Raw genomic sequence first — 16169 nt, 5'->3', positions numbered from 1 at the left:
CGCGCCGCCGATCCCAACCGCGCTCACGATCGCCAGCTTTGCCTCGTCGTCCCAACGCCGGCGGCGCTCAACACCCAGAACCTCGCCCCGCATAGCCCCTCCGCACATAAGAGACGTCGCAAACGACATCGTTATGCACGTGTCTTAGAGCCTCACGCTGAAATCCGGCAGGCGGTGCCAACCGGGCGGTTACCTTGTTCCAGGGAACTCGGGTCGGACGGAGGACGGGAAGAAGTTCGGCGGACATGGGACTACCTCCTGTCCACCGTGCCCACCCTTCTTCGGTCTTGCCGACGGGGGCAGGTTATCACGACTCAGGGGGCGTTGTCCCTGCGTTGGCCATGGCGGACATCCGCCCGCCGTGGCCAACGGTAAACGCATTGGAACCGATTAGCAGGTGCAGTCAGTAGCTTAAATTACACGGAAGTCTGTCCACGGGTTGGGGAGTGGCGCACAAATTCCAGCAGCAATCAAACTTTCATCGACTCTTCACTGATGCCCGCCTCTACGACCTCTATGAACCACGTAGGACGACGGCCACGGCCCGTCCAAGTCAATGCCGGATTTTCCGGATGACGGAATTTCGGGGCTCCTGTTGGGCCAGACCTACCCTTGGTCTTGCCTTTAGCACTGCCGCCCATGATGTCTTCTAAGCTTACACCAAGCTCGCGAGCCGTTGCTTCAAGCTTGGCACGAGCCTCAGCAATTCTACGCTGTTCAAAGGTATGAATTGCGACAGCGATCTTCTTCTGAAGATCTTGGAGTTCGGCAAGCGACATAGTATCAAGATTGGGCTGAGACAATTACTCTCTCCTCTGATGCTAATTTATGAATGGATCTTTAAGCTTATTTTAAGAAAAATCCAATAGTCTCTTGCATTGATGACGCAACAGGCGTCAACACAAAAAAATGGCTTCTTAAGCGTTGCTGCAAAGTATACTTCAGGAGCGTTAGACCTATATTTTCATCCTTTTTGCCACTCTTCGCCGGTGTCTTCACTTCGGAAACTCGGGGCGAAAAGATGCGCTACATATCACTCAAGGGAGGACCAGCTAATGCTGTATAGGCCTACTCTGCGTCTGTGGCGTCGATTTCTGGATGAGTTAAACGGTCGATGACGGTGCCGAAGAAAGAGAAGTTGGGGGCACATCGTCACGGCAAAGATCCTGGCGAACACGCCTATGCGCGACCAGCGCACGAACCGGTTGCAGAGCGTCTTCGGCGGCCCATAACCGGCCGGCGCGTCCTTCTACTGCAACCCGTTCTCCTGAATGTAGAGTATCCCGCTTAGTTCCCGCCGGTCATCCACCCGCGGCATGCCTCTGGACTTCGGAAAGAACGGCCGCAGCCGGTCCATCTGCGCGTCGGTCAACCAGAAATACCCGATGATCATGCCCCCTCTCTTTGGGAGCTTGAGTCATACAGCCCGTGGAGCCTCAAGCCAGTTTATGGGGCCTGACCCTAACTTCAGCCTACTGCTTCCATGCGTAAAACTCATCCAAGGTGAGCGGATGACCGAAATGGTAGCCCTGCAAAAACTCCACGCCCAACATCGTCAGAGCGTTGGCACTTTCCTGGGTCTCCACGCCTTCGGCGACTATCGATATCTTCATGCGTTGGCATAGCTCGATGATGGTTGTCAGGTATGGCGAGGGCTTTTGGCCGTCGCGGATACCTTCAATCACAAGCCGTTTGTCGATTTTCACGTAGTCCGGCTCCAGCGCTAAGAGCGTCGTAAGTGATGCGTGTCCAGATCCAAAGTCATCAACAGCAAACTGAACGCCCAAGTCACGCAAGCGATTAATCCGGTCGAATACGTCGCTATTTGCTACGCTAAAGTCCGTGACCTCCAGAAGCTCGAATATGATACGTCCATCAAAGCTTGAGATCGCTTCAACATCAGAGACAAGGCTGGGGGCTATAAGGCGCTCCAAACTCACGTTCAGCGAAAGCCTTGGGAAGACGATACCGCGATCTGCAAGACTTGTTGCCGCCTTTAAGGCCTCAGCCATGACAACCGCATCGATATCTGCCATCACGCCGATTTCGCTCGCGAGAGGTAGGAATTCGATCGGGGAAAGTTCGCCCCGAACTGGATGCCACCAACGCACAAGGGCCTCTACACCTGCCAGAGCGCCAGTGTGAGCGCAAATCTGTGGTTGCAGCCGGATACCGATCTGCCCATTCTCAACGGCAACGGAGAGATCGTCGGCAAGACGCTTCTTGTTTTCCGTTCTGAGGCGCATTTCCTTGTTAAAGATTTGCGCCTGATTTCGCCCGGCAGTCTTCGCCTCGTACAGGGCGATATCGGCATCCTCGAGAATCCTATTGGCTGCTGACAAGGGTCCAACAGAAATCCCAACGCTAGAAGTGTATCGAATGACTTTGTCGCCAAAAAATACAGATTGCCTGGATACTTCCAAAATACGGTCGCTGAGCTCTATAGCACGCTCTCGGATCTGTGGCCCGTAAAGGATAACAACAAATTCGTCTCCTCCAAGGCGTCCCAAAAAGTCTTCTGGCAGCAAGATCGACCTGATATTTGCGGCAACCGCCGAAAGAAGATGATCTCCTCCCACATGGCCGTATACGTCGTTGATCAGTTTGAATTGATCGATGTCGAGCAACACGACCGCCATCTCAGCTTCGGCGACCTGGCTTCGAGCCAGCTCCTCCACATGTTTAGCAAATCCACGTCTGTTTCCGACACCAGTGAGCTGATCATGGGAAGCATCCCACTCAATCCGCTCCAACGCTGTTCTAAGGGACCGCTCGTTGGAAACCTCTTGCGTTACGTCGACATTGACGCCGATGGCTCTTTCCGGCTTACCGTCCTGGCCAATCGTTATGGTCGCCCGTGACCGCATCATGCGTTCTTCACCAGCTGGTGTTACGATACGATATTGGTTTTCGAAGTCCGTGCCTGTCTTCAACGCAGCCTCGAACTTGGACATCACCGCTTCGACATCGTCAGGGTGCAGCCATGCACTCACATCCTGAAGTGTGCCGCCGAAGTTCGCGCGATCGACGCCGAATTGCTGGAACATCAGGTCATCCCAGACCACGGTTCCCTTTCGGACATCGACAACCCAAATCCCAACACCACCAGCAGCTGTTGCAAGGCGCTGGTGCTGCTGCAACTCGGTCAGTCTCGCAGCATCGCGCCGCACTCGATCCAGAACCATCTTTCCGCGGAGAATAGCTATCGCCAAAAAGGCGGCGGCGGCTGCAACAAGAAGTCCGCTGATCGCTCCGGATCTGATCGCTAAGTGCCTAATGGCCATGGATGGCCGCGAAACAATGACGCCAAGACTGCCGAAGCTAGTGACGCTTCCGAAGGCTGTCTGACCCGGGATAGCCAATCGCCCCCCCGATCCCCTCATTGCCTCCAAAACTGCGGCGTCAGCGCTCTCGCCAGACGGGAGCAAGGGCATATCAGGCTGGAGGGCGGCTACACCACCCGTCTCCATTGACACCAGATAAACTTGGCTACCCTGTCCGAGGCTTTGCCACCCGGTAGGATCGAAATAACTTTCCGCAACGCTCGCGGTTACGACGCCTTGTACACCGAGGTTTTCATCCAATACGGGGGCGCTGACCGGCAGAACCCATCGGTCGTCGAAAGTCGAGATGATCGGCGCATCCACATAGTAAACGGCTTCGCGCCCCGAGATCACTTCCAAGAAATAGTCCCGAAACGAAACATCCGTTCCTACCGCCGCGCCGTCCCGGCCAAGATCTGCAACGATCACACCGGATGGGTCGATGACGAGCATCGTCCTAAGACTAGGCCACTCCTGCTTCACAGACTGCCAGAACACTTCTGCGCTGCCGGCGAGATCATCAGGATCAATATTTGCTGCAACGGTCGTAGCCGCAAGGCGCATATTCTGGACCAACAGCTCGACGGTATCGACAGCAAGCAGGGCGTCGCGCCGCACTTCCGCGACGTTGGCTGCGAATATCCGCTGGAATTGGTAAATCCCGACGGCGAGGCCCGAAATGCTGCCCACCACCAAGCTGAGAAAAGCGGCAGCTCTTAAGCTATTCATCATGGTCTGACCCTCGTTCGCGAGAGGCTATCTGCAATATGAACATGCGGCAAGTTGTAGTTGAGAGCCGAGATTGGATGCCAACATATTGATAATTATTAGAGATCAAGGGAATGGCTCAAGCAACCCAGCGTCAATGACGAACATTTTTCCAGGTGCGAAACGACGCGCCGACGGCGGCATCCGAAAAAACTGAAGCAAGTAAGAGCAAATATGCTTGACCCAAACCGATTGACGAGCAAACTCAACCATTAGCATTAATCGAATTCGGCGCTCAGGATAAGATACCCGACACGATCCTGACTCAATCGCGTAACTCAGGAAGACATGTGGCATAAATTTTACAAGTGGATATCTCCAAGAAGCCGAGTAGATCTTGTATTTAAGGTTATGATATTTTTGGGCCTCATTATAATTTTCAATGTTGCCTTTAACCGCATCTCTAATATGGGGCCCAAATTATCACTTCAGTATCTTATTCTGAATGGATTGATCGTTGGTGGGCCGTTTGTTGCTTCGTTCTTTCTAATCCTTATCAAACAGGCTGGTCTTCAGAAGTCGCTCGTCAGACTTTCGCGATTTGACCATTTAACCAATCTTCCCAATAGACGATTTTTTATGAAAAGTTGCGCCGAAATCGTGGAAAAGGATGCATACGCGGTCTTGCTCGTTCTCGATATAGATAATTTCAAGGCCATCAACGATACATGGGGTCATGAAGTTGGCGATGAATGCCTCCGTAGCGTTGGCTATATTCTTGCTCGGACCCTGCGCGTGGACGATCTTGTGGGGCGACTTGGCGGCGAAGAGTTTGGCATTCTGCTCAGAAACACCAGAATATCTAATATAGGCTATATTAAAACTGCCCTACTGCGCCCATTCCCATTTAAATCTGAAATAGGACCACAAAACCTATCAGTGACTGTTTCCATCGGCGCCTGTGAAATTCCAAAAGGAGGCGATCTTGCTGTTGCGTTTCGTTCTGCAGACTCAGCCCTGTATAAGGCAAAACGAAGCGGAAAGGCCCGTCTTGAAGTGCAAGAGATGCCGCCCACAGCTTAGGATATTGCACGATACCTAGTGGTACCGAGCGTTGTTCCCATGATCTAACACGTCAGACCGTGTAGGAGCTAGTTCAGCCCCGCCGAAAGAAACCCTGTTTCTTCCAGCGCGCTTCGCGATGTAAAGGTTTCTATCCGCCTCCCGCGCCACTTCATCAAAATTGAGGTCCATGTTGTGTCGCATTGCTCCCCCAATACTCACCGTAACCGCTGGCAGCTCTCTTGTATTCGAGGCTTCAACAGAGGACCTAATTTTCTCCGCGACAACCTGAGCATTTTCGCGTGTGCAATTATCAAGAAGCACCAAATACTCTTCTCCACCCCAACGCACACAAATATCACTCGAACGCACGCTGCGCTGAATTATACGCGAAACATTTTCGATCACGGCATCGCCAACGAAGTGACCGTAGTTATCATTCACAGCCTTGAAACGATCAATGTCGACCATTAGGATGGCTGATATTGAATTGCTTTTGTGAGAGGCCGATATTTCGTCAAAAGCGCTTCTGTTAAACAATCCTGTTCTCAAGTCGTGTTTCGACGCCCATTCAGCCAATCGATTTTGTTTTGAACTGCGCCTGCGCAATCCAGCTAAAAAGGTAGTATAATTTGACCCCAAAAGATAGAAAATGTAGGCGCTTAGTATGATTGTGGGGAAAAAGCTGAAAAGAAAACTTGCACGAAAAAACAAGAGCGATGCGTAGTACAGAACCGATGGAAGCGCAAAGATCATTATTAAAGAAATAATATCGAAAAGCGCGAATTCTCTATAGAAGTATATATAACGATAGGGCCGATAAAATGAACTTCGCACAGCGGCCGCTGCGGAGATGAAAAGAAGTGACATGGCAGTGGGCGGGCTTAAATTGACGTCAATTATCCCTCCAAACGTTGAGTAAGAAAGAAGGTTTGCAGTAGATATCGCTATCACGAGAGGAGACGTAACATTTCTCTGAAGGAGCGTTATCGGCTTATGTCTCAGAATCTGCGCGCCAGCATTCAAATGGAGGAACAGGGGGAGAAAAAGAGCAAGGATAAGTAGACGAGTACCGGTGCCAGATCGCGCTGTCGCCTCGTGAAAAATATGAACGTCGACAAATAGCGCAACGCTCATGTTGGAACTGGGAAGCGACATGAATGATATTAACAAATATACTAATAGCGCCGCTCCGGCAGCGCGCCACGAACGGCCACTTCGATATATTGGCGCAAAACACACAAATACAAATAGCAGGCAGAGCAGAATTTTTGACTGAATACTGAATGCTGCGTGATTATGCCCGGTTGAGGAATAAAAAATTAAAACAACTAGAAAAATACCGCACGCTAGAGAGGATCTTGCAAAGTGACGGAGCAAGAAACTTCTAGCATTCAATGCTTTTGCAACATTCAGTACGATATCAGACGCCCTCTTGACATAAATTCGCGAATGGGCAGCATATTATTAAAACTTGTCGCCTGCGCGCTAAACATCTACCGGTGTTTGTTCCGCCCGCATACAAGCAGCAATCGCTATAATAAGATAACTGACGTGCGTAACTAGTACCTAGGCGACGCCTATCTAGATTCATCGATCAGTTCAGAATACGACGGCTTTTGGCGATGTCAACTAATCTGGCGCGCTCGTCTGGTTGCCCCTGCATTCTCGGCGGTTCAGTGGTTCAGATGGCGCTAGAGTTTGTCGCGGTGCAATGCTGGGGGGTACAGGGTTACACTCTGATGACTTTGTAGAAAGGATCATCTTGTTGGGAGGTGCTCTCCTCGCAGTCAAGAAACAACGCTGCTGGATTTCTTTTGGCGATATGAACGACGAGGCCACGTACGCTCTAGCGTCATGTCGCAAAAGAGTTAGACAAGGTCCGAATGTCCGCTTTGGGCCGATCACGTCGTTTTAGCCGATGCGTTGCCGACGGAGTGCTCCACTTGCTCCCCCCAAGCCTCACCAGCCAGAAAGCACAGCTCGTACAGGCTGAACGCCGACGCCTCCCGCCCGCAGGTCAACCGCTTCAGCACCTCCGGCGCCAGATAGGCCAGCCGCAGCTGTCGGCTGACATGCCGTTCCGCCAGTCCAACGGCCTGGGTCAGTTCCTAAATGGTGGCGAACCCACCGGCCTCCATGCGCCGCCGCCAACCCTGTGCCCGGCCGATAGCGTCCAAACCAGAACGGAAATCGAACTGCGCCGCATTTGAAGCGGGTTCATCTGCTCTCGGCGCGAACAGAGACATCCGAAGGCGGCGTTCTGTTGCGCTTTAATTCGTAGGGTTGCGCGGAGCCTTTGGTGACAAACGCAGTTTCCGCCCCTAACCTGGCACAATGTCAAAAGGGGCCTGGTCAGATCAAGAGAACGACCTGATCGTCGCGGATTACTTCGCGATGCTGGCCGATGACGTCTCTGGTCGCTCGTGCAACAAGGCCGAGCACCGGCGCGGGCTTCTGCCGTTGTTGAACGATCGCTCCGAAGGATCAATCGAGTTCAAACACCAGAACATCAGCGCCGTGCTGAAGGGGCTGGGTGAAGACTGGATCCCCGGCTACAAGCCCGCGTTCAATTTCCAGATGACCTTGGTGGATGCCGTGGCGCGGTGGCTGGCGCTGAACCCGGCCTGGCTTGGGCGCCAATCGGGGCTGCAATCCGCCGCTGGCCTGCACGAGGCGGCGCAGATCTGGATCGGGTCGCCGCCGACGCTGTCGAACCAGCCGCAGCCGCAGGAGTTGGAACAGATGCTACACATCGCGCGCAAGTTCGACGTGGCGGGCCGGGACGAGCGCAACCGGGCCCTCGGCCGCGCGGGCGAGGAACGTGTGCTGACGCATGAACGGGCTTCTCTTCGCTCGGCAGGACGGGACGATCTGGCGCGTAAGGTGCGCTGGGTGTCAGAGGAAGATGGTGATGGTGCCGGCTACGATATCGCCAGCTTCGCGCCGGACGGCCGTCCGCGCCTTATCGAGGTCAAGACGACAAACGGCTGGGAGCGCACTCCCTTCGACATCAGCCGAAACGAGCTGGCTGTTTCCCAGGAGCGGCACTCGGAATGGTCCCTGTTCCGCCTATGGCACTTCGCGCGCGAGCCGAAGGCTTTCGAGCTGCGCCCGCCTCTGGAAGCGCATGTCTCGCTGACTGCGACGACCTTTCAGGCGAGCTTTCACTGAGGCCCAGTCGAACAGACCAGTGCATAGCGGATCGTGCGTTTGCCGCGTGAGATCACTCTTTCGACCGGGATTTCGCCGTCACTGCGCTGCGGACGAGCTTGCCGAAGGCGCGGTCCTTCTCGCGGCGTTCCGCGAGGCTGGCGGAGTTGAAGGCGTCCTCGGCCTGCAGCTTGCGCCAGCGGGCGAGCAGCGCGGAGTCGAGGCTGCCGTCGTCGATCGCGGCCAGGATGGCGCAGCCCGGCTCGGTCTCGTGTTGGCAGTCGGTGAAGCGGCAGGTTGCGGCAAGCGCCTCGATATCCTCGAAGACATCGGCGATGCCCGCGGCGGCGTCGGTCAGCTGCAACTCGCGAATGCCGGGCGTGTCGAGCACGAGACAGCCGCCGGGGGTCGCGTGCAGCTCGCGCCGGGTCGTGGTGTGCCGGCCCTTGGCGTCGTCCTCGCGGATGCCCTGGGTCGCGATGGCCTGCGCGCCGAGCAGGGCGTTCGTCAGGGTGGACTTGCCGACGCCGGAGGAGCCGAGGAAGGCGACCGTCCGGCCAGGCCTGCACCAGTCGGCCAGCGCCGCCGCCGGCTCGTCACCGCGGGCGTCCAGCGCCACCACGGGCACGCGGTCCGATACCTTCCGCGCCTCTTCGACATAGGGCGCGGGATCTTCGGCAAGGTCCGCCTTGCTCAGCACGATCACCGGCTCGATCCCGGCATCAAACGCCAGCGCGACGTAGCGCTCCAGCCGCGCCACGTTTAAATCCTGGTTGCAGGAGGTGACGACGAATACGGTGTCGATATTCGCCGCGATCAGCTGCACTTCTCGGCTCGTGCCCGGCGCGCGGCGTTTGATCAGGCTTTTTCGGTCCAGTACGCGGCTCGAGCGCGGGCGCGCGCAGTTGTAAAGCAGCCAGTCGCCCACGGTTGCCTCCGGCCCAGGCGGGATGGTCTCGTCAATCCCGTCTCCCGCAACCTGCAACCCGCTGCGATGCACGGCGACAACGCGTACTGGGGGCGTCGCGGTCAGCGCATCGGCGTCGATCTGTTGCGCGAAGGCCGGGCCCCAACCGAGGCGTTCAAGCGCCCTGGGCTCGCGGCGCGCCGGAGTGCCACCTGGCAGGAAGGCGGAGTAGTCGCGGACCATGAGCCTACCAGAGCGCGGGGTCGTCGAAGGCGGCGACACAGCGGGCGGGGCCGCGTAGCGGCGTCAGCGGCGCCTCGGTCAGGGATTGCGCGATCCAGCCCTGCGGCTGGTTCAGCGGTTGCGGCGCGGGAAGGTCGGCCTCCGAGACGGGCTCGAACCCCACACGGCCATAGAAGGCCGGGTCGCCATAGGTCACGGCGATATCCACGCCCTCCCGCCGAAGCGCGTCGAGACCGTGGGCGATCAGCCGCTGCCCAATCCCCTTGCCTTGATGCTTGGTGGCCACCGCCACGGGGGCCATCATGAAGACCATGCGCGGATCGTTCTCGTAGGTGAAGCGGGTGAAAAAGATGCCGCCGACAAGCGTGCCGCCCTCCCAGGCGGTGAACACGCGCAGATCCTCGGCGGTCGTCTCCGCGATCAGACGGCGCGCAAGGGCGCCGATCAGCGCGCCTTCCTCCGCGCCCTCCGAGGCTGTGAAGGTGGCGGCGAAAAGCTCCGCAATCGCCTCGGCATGGGTTGTGTAATCCGTTGAATAGTCCATGATTCGATCCTCTCTGGCGCCAGTCGGGCTCAGACCCGCTCCAGCACGAACATCTCGTAGCCGAACTGCCCGCGTCCGGCCTCCAGCACGGCGATCTCGCGGCGCAGGTCTTGCAACACCCGGCTTCCCGCAAGACGCTGCTCGAGCGCGTCGAGCCGCGCGGCGAGCGGGCGGTAGTAGGTCTCCATCCCCTCCGGCCCGATGTCGAAATGGCCGAGCACGCGGTAGCCCGCGCGCCTCGCTTGTGCTGCGCGGGTCGCGGGCGTCACCATCGCGGGGTATTCCGCGGCCCAGAAGGCGCGGACATCGTCGTCGGGTGTGTCCGTCCGCCAGACCATGTCGGAGAACACGAGAACGCCGCCGGGGCGCAGGAGCACCCGCCAGTCCGCAAGCGCCTTTTCCACGCCGAGGATGTAGGCGCTGCCCTCGGACCAGATCACGTCCCAGGGGCGCTTGGGCATCGGAATTGCAGCCATGTCGACGCTCTGCACCTCGATCCGGTCATTGAGGCCGCCCGCCGCGATCCGCGTGCGCAGCTTTTCCAGTGCGGCCTCGGCCGTGTCGGTGGCTGTGATCCGCGCCGGCGTCGCATCGGCCAGCGTCATTGTCGCCATGCCGGGGCCGCAGCCGATCTCAAGGATCGTCTCGGGCTCGAACGGCACCATTATCAGCGCCCTCCTTGTCGCTTCGGGCGTTCCCGGGCCCTACCAGTCGAGGTCGGCGAAAACCTCCATGAACCTGGCCATGTAGGCGGCGTGGGCATTCATGTCTTTGGACACCAGCGCGACCAGCCCCGCCTCCGCGCTGGAAAACCCCTGTGACATCAGCCAGGCGCGGTGCAGATCAGGCGCGACGCGCTCGACCTCTTCGTGCCAGTCCTTTAGACTCGAGCGTCCGAGGAGGGCCGCCAGAAGGTCGCGCGACCGCGTCTTCTCGGCGATCTCGCGCTCCAATGTCTCCAGCCGCTGGCCCAGCATCTCGCGGTCGAGCTTGCCATCGAGGCAGGCTTGGCATTCCTGCAGGCTGAGGCCGCCCGCCTGAAGCTGCTGCATAAGCCGTAGCCGCTGCCGGTCGCCGTCGGAATAGACGCGATAGCCGTTCGCCTGGCGCTTGCCCTTCAGCAGCCCGAGCTTCTCGTAGTAGAGCAGCGTCGCGCGAGAGAGCCCTACGCTCTCCGCCAATTCCGAGATCTGATACATCCGCCGCCTTGTCCACTCACACCGATTCTCGACTGTCGGGATCCTTCTAAGGTGTGAAGCTGTAGACAGGTCAAGCGGGAAATCTGGTCTGCCTCGACCTTTACCGCATCGGGAACACCATGCTGTCCTTCACGGTACCATAGGCAAAGCTCGTGTCGATCGACCCGATACCGCCGACGCGATGCAGGCGCGCGCGGATGAAGCGTTCGTAGTCATCGAGCGACTCGACCACGACGCGCAGCTGATAGTCGGTCTGGCCGGTCATCACGTGGCATTCCAGCACCTCGTCCATCCGCCCGACCTCGCGTTCGAATGTCTGCACGGTGGCTTCGTCGTGGCGCTCCAGCCGGATGCGGACGAAGGCGGTGATCGGCAAGCCGTAGGCGCGGGCGTCCACGCGTGCTGCGTAGCCGAGGATGACGCCGTCCTTCTCGAGGTTACGCAGGCGGCGCAGGCAGGGTGAGGGCGAGAGATTGACCGCTTCGGCCAGATCCTGGTTCGACATGCGCCCGTCACGCTGCAGGACGCGGATGATCTGACGATCCTTCCCATCCATCTTTTGGGCCTCCGATTGGCAGATTCTGCTAATATAGTGCCATTTTAGGGTTGAAAACGCAATCCATTTGATCCAAGAACGCGATATCCTGTCTCAAACAGGAGACCGCTCATGACCCAATCCAAAGGCTTCGCCACCCGCGCCATTCACCTCGGCTACGATCCGATGGACCATCAGGGCGCACTCACACCGCCGCTGCACCTGACCTCGACCTTCGCCTTCGAGACCGCCGAGGCGGGGGGCGAGATCTTCGCCGGCGAGCGCCCGGGTCACATCTATTCGCGCATCTCCAACCCGACGCTCGACCTGCTCGAGGCCCGCGTGGCCGATCTCGAGGGGGCCGAGGCGGGGATTGCGCTGGCATCCGGCATGGGGGCGATCACCGCAGTCCTCTGGACGCTGCTCTCGCCGGGCGACGAGGTGATCGTCGACAAGACGCTCTATGGTTGCACCTTCGCGTTCATGCATCACGGGCTGAGGAAGTTCGGGATCACCATCACCCATGTCGACCTGACCGACCCGTTGAACCTGACCGCGGCCATGAGCGACCGCACCCGCGTGGTGTATTTCGAGACGCCGGCCAACCCGAACATGCGGCTGGTCGACATCGAAGCCGTCGCGGAAATCGCCCATGCCGGCGGTGCGCAGGTGATCGTCGACAACACCTATGCTACCCCCTACCTGACCCGGCCCATCGCACTTGGCGCCGACCTGGTGGTGCATTCGGCCACCAAGTATCTTGGTGGCCACGGCGACTTGGTCGCGGGCGTTGTGGTCGGCCGCGCCGAGGCGGTCACCGAAATCCGTCTTGTCGGCATGAAGGACATGACCGGGGCTGTGATGGCGCCCTTCAATGCCATGCTGATCCTGCGTGGCCTCAAGACACTCGCGCTCAGGATGGACCGGCACTGCGCCAGCGCGCAGACGGTGGCGAAATGGCTGGAGCATCATCCCGAGGTCGCCGTAGTGCATTATCCCGGGCTGAAAAGCTTCAGCCAGCACGCGCTCGCCAGCCGCCAGATGGCGCAGCCAGGGGCCATGATCGCCTTTGAGCTGAAAGGGGGGCTAGAGGCCGGGCGGCGTATGATGAACGGGCTGAGGATGATCGCGCGGGCGGTCTCTCTGGGTGACGCGGAAACACTGATCCAGCACCCCGCATCCATGACCCATTCCACATACACGCCCGAGGAACGGGCCGCGCATGGCATCACCGACGGGCTGATCCGGCTGTCGGTGGGGCTCGAGGACGTGGCCGATATCCTCGACGATCTGGATGGTGCGCTGGCGCCCATCCGCGCCCTGCGCAGCGCCTGAATCTGGAGCGGCCCATGACCCCCGATACACACCATCTGAAGGCGATCGAGCAGCGGCTGCTGTGGCTGTCGCACTGGATGATCCACAACGCCAACCACATCCGTCCCAAGGTGGACGGGATAAAGGTGGGAGGGCATCAGGCGTCGTCGGCCTCGATGGTGTCGATCATGACAGCGCTGTATTTCTCTGCGCTGCGGCCCGAAGACCGGGTGGCGGTCAAGCCGCACGCCTCGCCGGTGTTTCACGCGATCCAGTACCTGATGGGCAACCAGGATCGCGCCCGGATGGAGGCGTTTCGCGGCCTCGGCGGTGTGCAGAGCTATCCCAGCCGCACCAAGGACGTGGACGATGTGGATTTCTCGACCGGGTCGGTCGGGCTCGGGGTGGCGATCACTGCCTTCGCCTCGATAGTGCAGGATTACGTCGCCGCCAAGGACTGGGGCGCGGGCCTGCCGCTTGGGCGCATGGTTGCGCTGGTGGGCGATGCGGAACTCGACGAGGGCAATGTCTACGAGGCGCTTCAGGAGGGCTGGAAGAATGATCTCCGGAACTGCTGGTGGATCATCGACTACAACCGCCACTCGCTGGATGGCATCGTGCGCGAGGGGCTATTCGAACGGGTCGAAAAGATCTTCGACGCCTTCGGCTGGGACGTGGTGCGGGTCAAATACGGTGTGCTGCAGCGAGCCGCTTTCGAGGAACCGGGCGGCTCCGCGCTGCGAGACTGGATCGACCGCTGCTCCAACGCGGAGTATTCCGCACTGACCTACATGGGCGGGGCGGTCTGGCGGAAACGGCTGATGGACGACCTCGGCGACCAGGGCGACGTGACTGCGCTCATCGACCGGCGGTCGGACGAGGAGCTGGCCGCGCTGATGGAAAACCTCGGCGGCAACTGCGTGCAGACCATGGCCGAGACCTTCGCCGCCGTCGACCACGACCGCCCGACCTGTTTCCTCGCCTACACCATCAAGGGCTGGGGCACGCCCATTGCGGGGCACAAGGACAACCACGGCGGGCTGATGACCAAGGCGCAGATGGCCGACTGGCAGAGCCACATGGGTGTCCCCGAGGGGCAGGAGTGGGAGCCCTTCGCAGGCGTGGCCGACGTGGCAGCTCTGCAGGACTTCCTCGGCCGGGTGCCGTTCTTCGCCAAGGGGCCGCGGCGCTTCACCGACGCCAAGCTGCCCGCGCCCGCCTTCGCGATCTCGACCGACCGGGAGGTTTCCACCCAGGCCGCCTTCGGCAAGATCCTCGACGACCTCTCCAAGGGCGACAGCGCGCTTGCCGAGCGGATCGTGACGACCTCGCCCGACGTGACCGGCACTACTTCGCTCGGGCCCTGGGTGAACCGGCGCAAGCTCTTCGCCCGCACCGCCCGCGAGGATGCCTTCATCGAGCACCGCATCCCCTCGACCGCGAAATGGGAATTCACGCCGCAGGGCCAGCATATCGAGCTGGGCATTGCCGAGATGAACCTGTTCCTGCTTCTGGGTGCCGCAGGCTTGGCGCACAGCCTGTTCGGCAAGCGTCTCATCCCCATCGGAACGGTCTATGACCCATTCGTGCATCGCGGCCTCGATGCGCTGAACTATGCCTGCTACCAAGATGCGCGGTTCATCATCGTGGGCACGCCCTCTGGCGTCACTCTGGCCCCCGAAGGCGGCGCGCATCAATCCATCGGCACCCCGCTCACCGGAATGGCGCAAGATGGGTTGGCAAGCTTCGAGCCGGCCTTTGCGGATGAACTGGCCGTGATCCTTGAATGGGCGTTCGACTACCTGCAGCGCGACGGCGAGGGCGACCCTGACGAGCGCACCTGGCTGCGGGACGAAACCGGCGGCTCGGTCTACCTGCGGCTCACCACGAAGCCTTCGGAGCAGCCGGGCAAGCGGCACGACGACGCCTTCCGCCAGGGCGCCATCGACGGCGCCTACTGGCTGCGCCCGCCGGGGCCGAACTGCGAGGTGGTGATCGCCTACCAGGGCGCCGTCGCCGATGAGGCTATCGCCGCGGCGGGCATGATCGGCGGGATGCGACGCGATGTCGGCGTGCTAGCCGTGACCTCGGCCGATCGCCTGAACGCCGGCTGGACCGCGGCGCAGCGTGAGCGGGCGCGCGGAAATCCCGCGGCGCTCAGCCATGTCGAGCGCCTGCTCGCACCTCTGCCACGTCATTGCAGCCTCGTCACCGTTCTCGATGGCCACCCGGCGACGCTCGGATGGCTCGGCTCGGTGGCCGGGCACCGGACGATCCCGCACGGCGTGGAGCATTTCGGGCAGACCGGCACCATTGGCGATCTTTATCGGCATTTCCGTATCGACCGCGATGCGCTGGTGGCCTCTGTGAACGGATTAACCAGTGGTGCGCGGTGCGGATGAGCGTGGAGAGAAGGATAGTGGGGCTTGACCCGCAAAGGAGATCGGGGCTTCGGAAGCTTGCTACTAGGTGGATAACAGACCCACCAAGACCGGTATTCCGGCTGAGACACCCACGATCGCCGACGTTCATTCCTAAAACGATCATCGCATTGATAGTGCCATCGCTGGCGACGGTCGTGTTGATTTGGGCGCATGTCCGAGGAGTCTGCACTGGCGACATTCACCCACAAAAAATGTCGCGCGATGTACGCATGGCCGCTTCGCTGACGCCGCACTGCGGCGTCTGGCAAGGAGGTGAAAGTCTTCTTCGGGCCGTTCGCGTCGCCTCTCACTTTCTGAGGTTGAGCAACATCGCCTGCATGGCCGTTCTGGCCGACTCGAGATCTTGAGCGTCGATGTCTTTCGTCAACTTCTGTTCAACCGCGGCTAGCGCACGGCGGGCCTCCGGTAGAAGCCCCCTGCCCTGTTCAGTCACCTCCACCACGATGCCGCGCGCGTCCTTGGGATCCGGGCTTCGCAGAACGAGGCCGTCACGCTCCGCCCGCTTGAGGATGGCCGCCATCGTGCTGCTCTCGATGTCGAGTTTCCGAGCCAGCGCTGTGGGGAAGCGGATCCCCTCCTTTTCGATCAGATCCAGGAGCGAGAACTGGGCCAGTGTTAGGCCGCTCGCGCGGAGCGCCTCCGCGGCCTCGCGCGCGCTGGCGCGAGAGACCAGGGTCAGAAGATCGAGGGTTTCCTGCTGCTTGATATCGTCACTCATCGCCCTGCCCCCGTTTCAT

At 59.6% G+C, this 16169-nt stretch carries 13 protein-coding genes and 1 pseudogene; 4 read left to right on the top strand and 10 right to left on the bottom strand.

The window, feature by feature from the left end; translation table 11 throughout:
• Nucleotides 1-470 precede the first annotated feature (470 nt).
• From QQK63_RS16615 to QQK63_RS16605, 3 genes and pseudogenes are all read right to left on the bottom strand, one after another.
• Entirely contained in the window at nucleotides 471-803 is a 333-nt protein-coding gene (locus tag QQK63_RS16615; protein ID WP_277823723.1) for an H-NS histone family protein, read from the bottom strand.
• 356 nt (nucleotides 804-1159) lie between these two features.
• A pseudogene (locus QQK63_RS16610) lies at nucleotides 1160-1393 on the bottom strand (transposase); the annotation flags it as partial.
• Nucleotides 1394-1472: 79 nt separating this feature from the next.
• Nucleotides 1473-4055 carry a bifunctional diguanylate cyclase/phosphodiesterase gene (locus QQK63_RS16605; protein ID WP_277823725.1) on the bottom strand — a complete coding sequence of 861 codons (2583 nt, stop codon included), beginning with the start codon at nucleotides 4053-4055 and terminating at the stop codon, nucleotides 1473-1475.
• 324 nt (nucleotides 4056-4379) lie between these two features.
• Between QQK63_RS16605 and QQK63_RS16600 the strand changes: the two genes are divergently transcribed.
• Entirely contained in the window at nucleotides 4380-5114 is a 735-nt protein-coding gene (locus QQK63_RS16600; RefSeq protein ID WP_277823727.1) for a GGDEF domain-containing protein, read from the top strand.
• Between the two features lie 15 nt (nucleotides 5115-5129).
• On the opposite strand, the gene QQK63_RS16595 is transcribed toward QQK63_RS16600, so the two are convergent.
• On the bottom strand, nucleotides 5130-5963 hold the full coding sequence (locus QQK63_RS16595; protein WP_277823728.1) for a GGDEF domain-containing protein: 834 nt from the start codon (nucleotides 5961-5963) through the stop codon (nucleotides 5130-5132).
• Between the two features lie 1467 nt (nucleotides 5964-7430).
• Here QQK63_RS16595 and QQK63_RS16590 point away from each other — a divergent pair.
• Nucleotides 7431-8267, top strand: a complete 837-nt coding sequence (locus tag QQK63_RS16590; protein WP_277823730.1) for a protein NO VEIN domain-containing protein — start codon at nucleotides 7431-7433, stop codon at nucleotides 8265-8267.
• 52 nt (nucleotides 8268-8319) lie between these two features.
• On the opposite strand, the gene rsgA is transcribed toward QQK63_RS16590, so the two are convergent.
• The 5 genes from rsgA to QQK63_RS16565 all read right to left on the bottom strand — a co-directional run bounded on the left by rsgA (nucleotide 8320) and on the right by QQK63_RS16565 (nucleotide 11695).
• A complete protein-coding gene (gene rsgA / locus QQK63_RS16585) occupies nucleotides 8320-9396 on the bottom strand; it encodes a ribosome small subunit-dependent GTPase A (RefSeq protein WP_277823732.1) in 1077 nt (358 codons plus the stop codon).
• A 4-nt stretch (nucleotides 9397-9400) separates the two neighbouring features.
• Entirely contained in the window at nucleotides 9401-9940 is a 540-nt protein-coding gene (locus tag QQK63_RS16580; protein WP_277823734.1) for a GNAT family N-acetyltransferase, read from the bottom strand.
• A 29-nt stretch (nucleotides 9941-9969) separates the two neighbouring features.
• The gene (locus QQK63_RS16575) at nucleotides 9970-10605 is read right to left on the bottom strand and encodes an SAM-dependent methyltransferase (RefSeq protein WP_277823736.1); all 636 of its coding nucleotides are present in this window, start codon (nucleotides 10603-10605) and stop codon (nucleotides 9970-9972) included.
• A 39-nt stretch (nucleotides 10606-10644) separates the two neighbouring features.
• Nucleotides 10645-11139, bottom strand: a complete 495-nt coding sequence (locus tag QQK63_RS16570) for a MerR family transcriptional regulator (RefSeq protein WP_277823738.1) — start codon at nucleotides 11137-11139, stop codon at nucleotides 10645-10647.
• 100 nt (nucleotides 11140-11239) lie between these two features.
• Nucleotides 11240-11695, bottom strand: a complete 456-nt coding sequence (locus tag QQK63_RS16565) for an Lrp/AsnC family transcriptional regulator (protein WP_277823739.1) — start codon at nucleotides 11693-11695, stop codon at nucleotides 11240-11242.
• 111 nt (nucleotides 11696-11806) lie between these two features.
• Here QQK63_RS16565 and QQK63_RS16560 point away from each other — a divergent pair, with 111 nt between their 5' ends.
• Both QQK63_RS16560 and QQK63_RS16555 read left to right on the top strand, forming a co-directional pair.
• On the top strand, nucleotides 11807-13009 hold the full coding sequence (locus QQK63_RS16560; protein ID WP_277823741.1) for a methionine gamma-lyase: 1203 nt from the start codon (nucleotides 11807-11809) through the stop codon (nucleotides 13007-13009).
• A 14-nt stretch (nucleotides 13010-13023) separates the two neighbouring features.
• Nucleotides 13024-15390, top strand: coding sequence for a 1-deoxy-D-xylulose-5-phosphate synthase N-terminal domain-containing protein (locus tag QQK63_RS16555; RefSeq protein WP_277823743.1), 2367 nt, complete (start codon nucleotides 13024-13026; stop codon nucleotides 15388-15390).
• A gap of 328 nt (nucleotides 15391-15718) precedes the next feature.
• Here QQK63_RS16555 and QQK63_RS16550 read toward each other — a convergent pair whose 3' ends face one another.
• Complete coding sequence (locus QQK63_RS16550; RefSeq protein ID WP_277823745.1) at nucleotides 15719-16150, bottom strand: MarR family winged helix-turn-helix transcriptional regulator; 432 nt, start codon at nucleotides 16148-16150, stop codon at nucleotides 15719-15721.
• Between the last annotated feature and the right edge of the window lie 19 nt (nucleotides 16151-16169).

This window comes from Roseicyclus marinus (assembly GCF_030163795.1).
Lineage (GTDB): Bacteria > Pseudomonadota > Alphaproteobacteria > Rhodobacterales > Rhodobacteraceae > Roseicyclus > Roseicyclus marinus.
The sequence above is the reverse complement of the archived record's forward strand: the minus strand, read 5'-3'. Positions and strand labels throughout refer to the sequence as shown.

Bases quoted from the DNA above. Each gene is read 5' to 3' on its own strand.
- rsgA (WP_277823732.1), bottom strand. From the start codon at position 9,396: ATGGTCCGCGACTACTCCGCCTTCCTGCCAGGTGGCACTCCGGCGCGC.
- QQK63_RS16605 (WP_277823725.1), bottom strand. From the start codon at position 4,055: ATGATGAATAGCTTAAGAGCTGCCGCTTTTCTCAGCTTGGTGGTGGGC.
- QQK63_RS16575 (WP_277823736.1), bottom strand. From the start codon at position 10,605: ATGGTGCCGTTCGAGCCCGAGACGATCCTTGAGATCGGCTGCGGCCCC.
- QQK63_RS16600 (WP_277823727.1), top strand. From the start codon at position 4,380: ATGTGGCATAAATTTTACAAGTGGATATCTCCAAGAAGCCGAGTAGAT.
- QQK63_RS16550 (WP_277823745.1), bottom strand. From the start codon at position 16,150: ATGAGTGACGATATCAAGCAGCAGGAAACCCTCGATCTTCTGACCCTG.
- QQK63_RS16565 (WP_277823739.1), bottom strand. From the start codon at position 11,695: ATGGATGGGAAGGATCGTCAGATCATCCGCGTCCTGCAGCGTGACGGG.
- QQK63_RS16555 (WP_277823743.1), top strand. From the start codon at position 13,024: ATGACCCCCGATACACACCATCTGAAGGCGATCGAGCAGCGGCTGCTG.
- QQK63_RS16590 (WP_277823730.1), top strand. From the start codon at position 7,431: ATGTCAAAAGGGGCCTGGTCAGATCAAGAGAACGACCTGATCGTCGCG.
- QQK63_RS16580 (WP_277823734.1), bottom strand. From the start codon at position 9,940: ATGGACTATTCAACGGATTACACAACCCATGCCGAGGCGATTGCGGAG.
- QQK63_RS16570 (WP_277823738.1), bottom strand. From the start codon at position 11,139: ATGTATCAGATCTCGGAATTGGCGGAGAGCGTAGGGCTCTCTCGCGCG.
- QQK63_RS16560 (WP_277823741.1), top strand. From the start codon at position 11,807: ATGACCCAATCCAAAGGCTTCGCCACCCGCGCCATTCACCTCGGCTAC.
- QQK63_RS16595 (WP_277823728.1), bottom strand. From the start codon at position 5,963: ATGTCACTTCTTTTCATCTCCGCAGCGGCCGCTGTGCGAAGTTCATTT.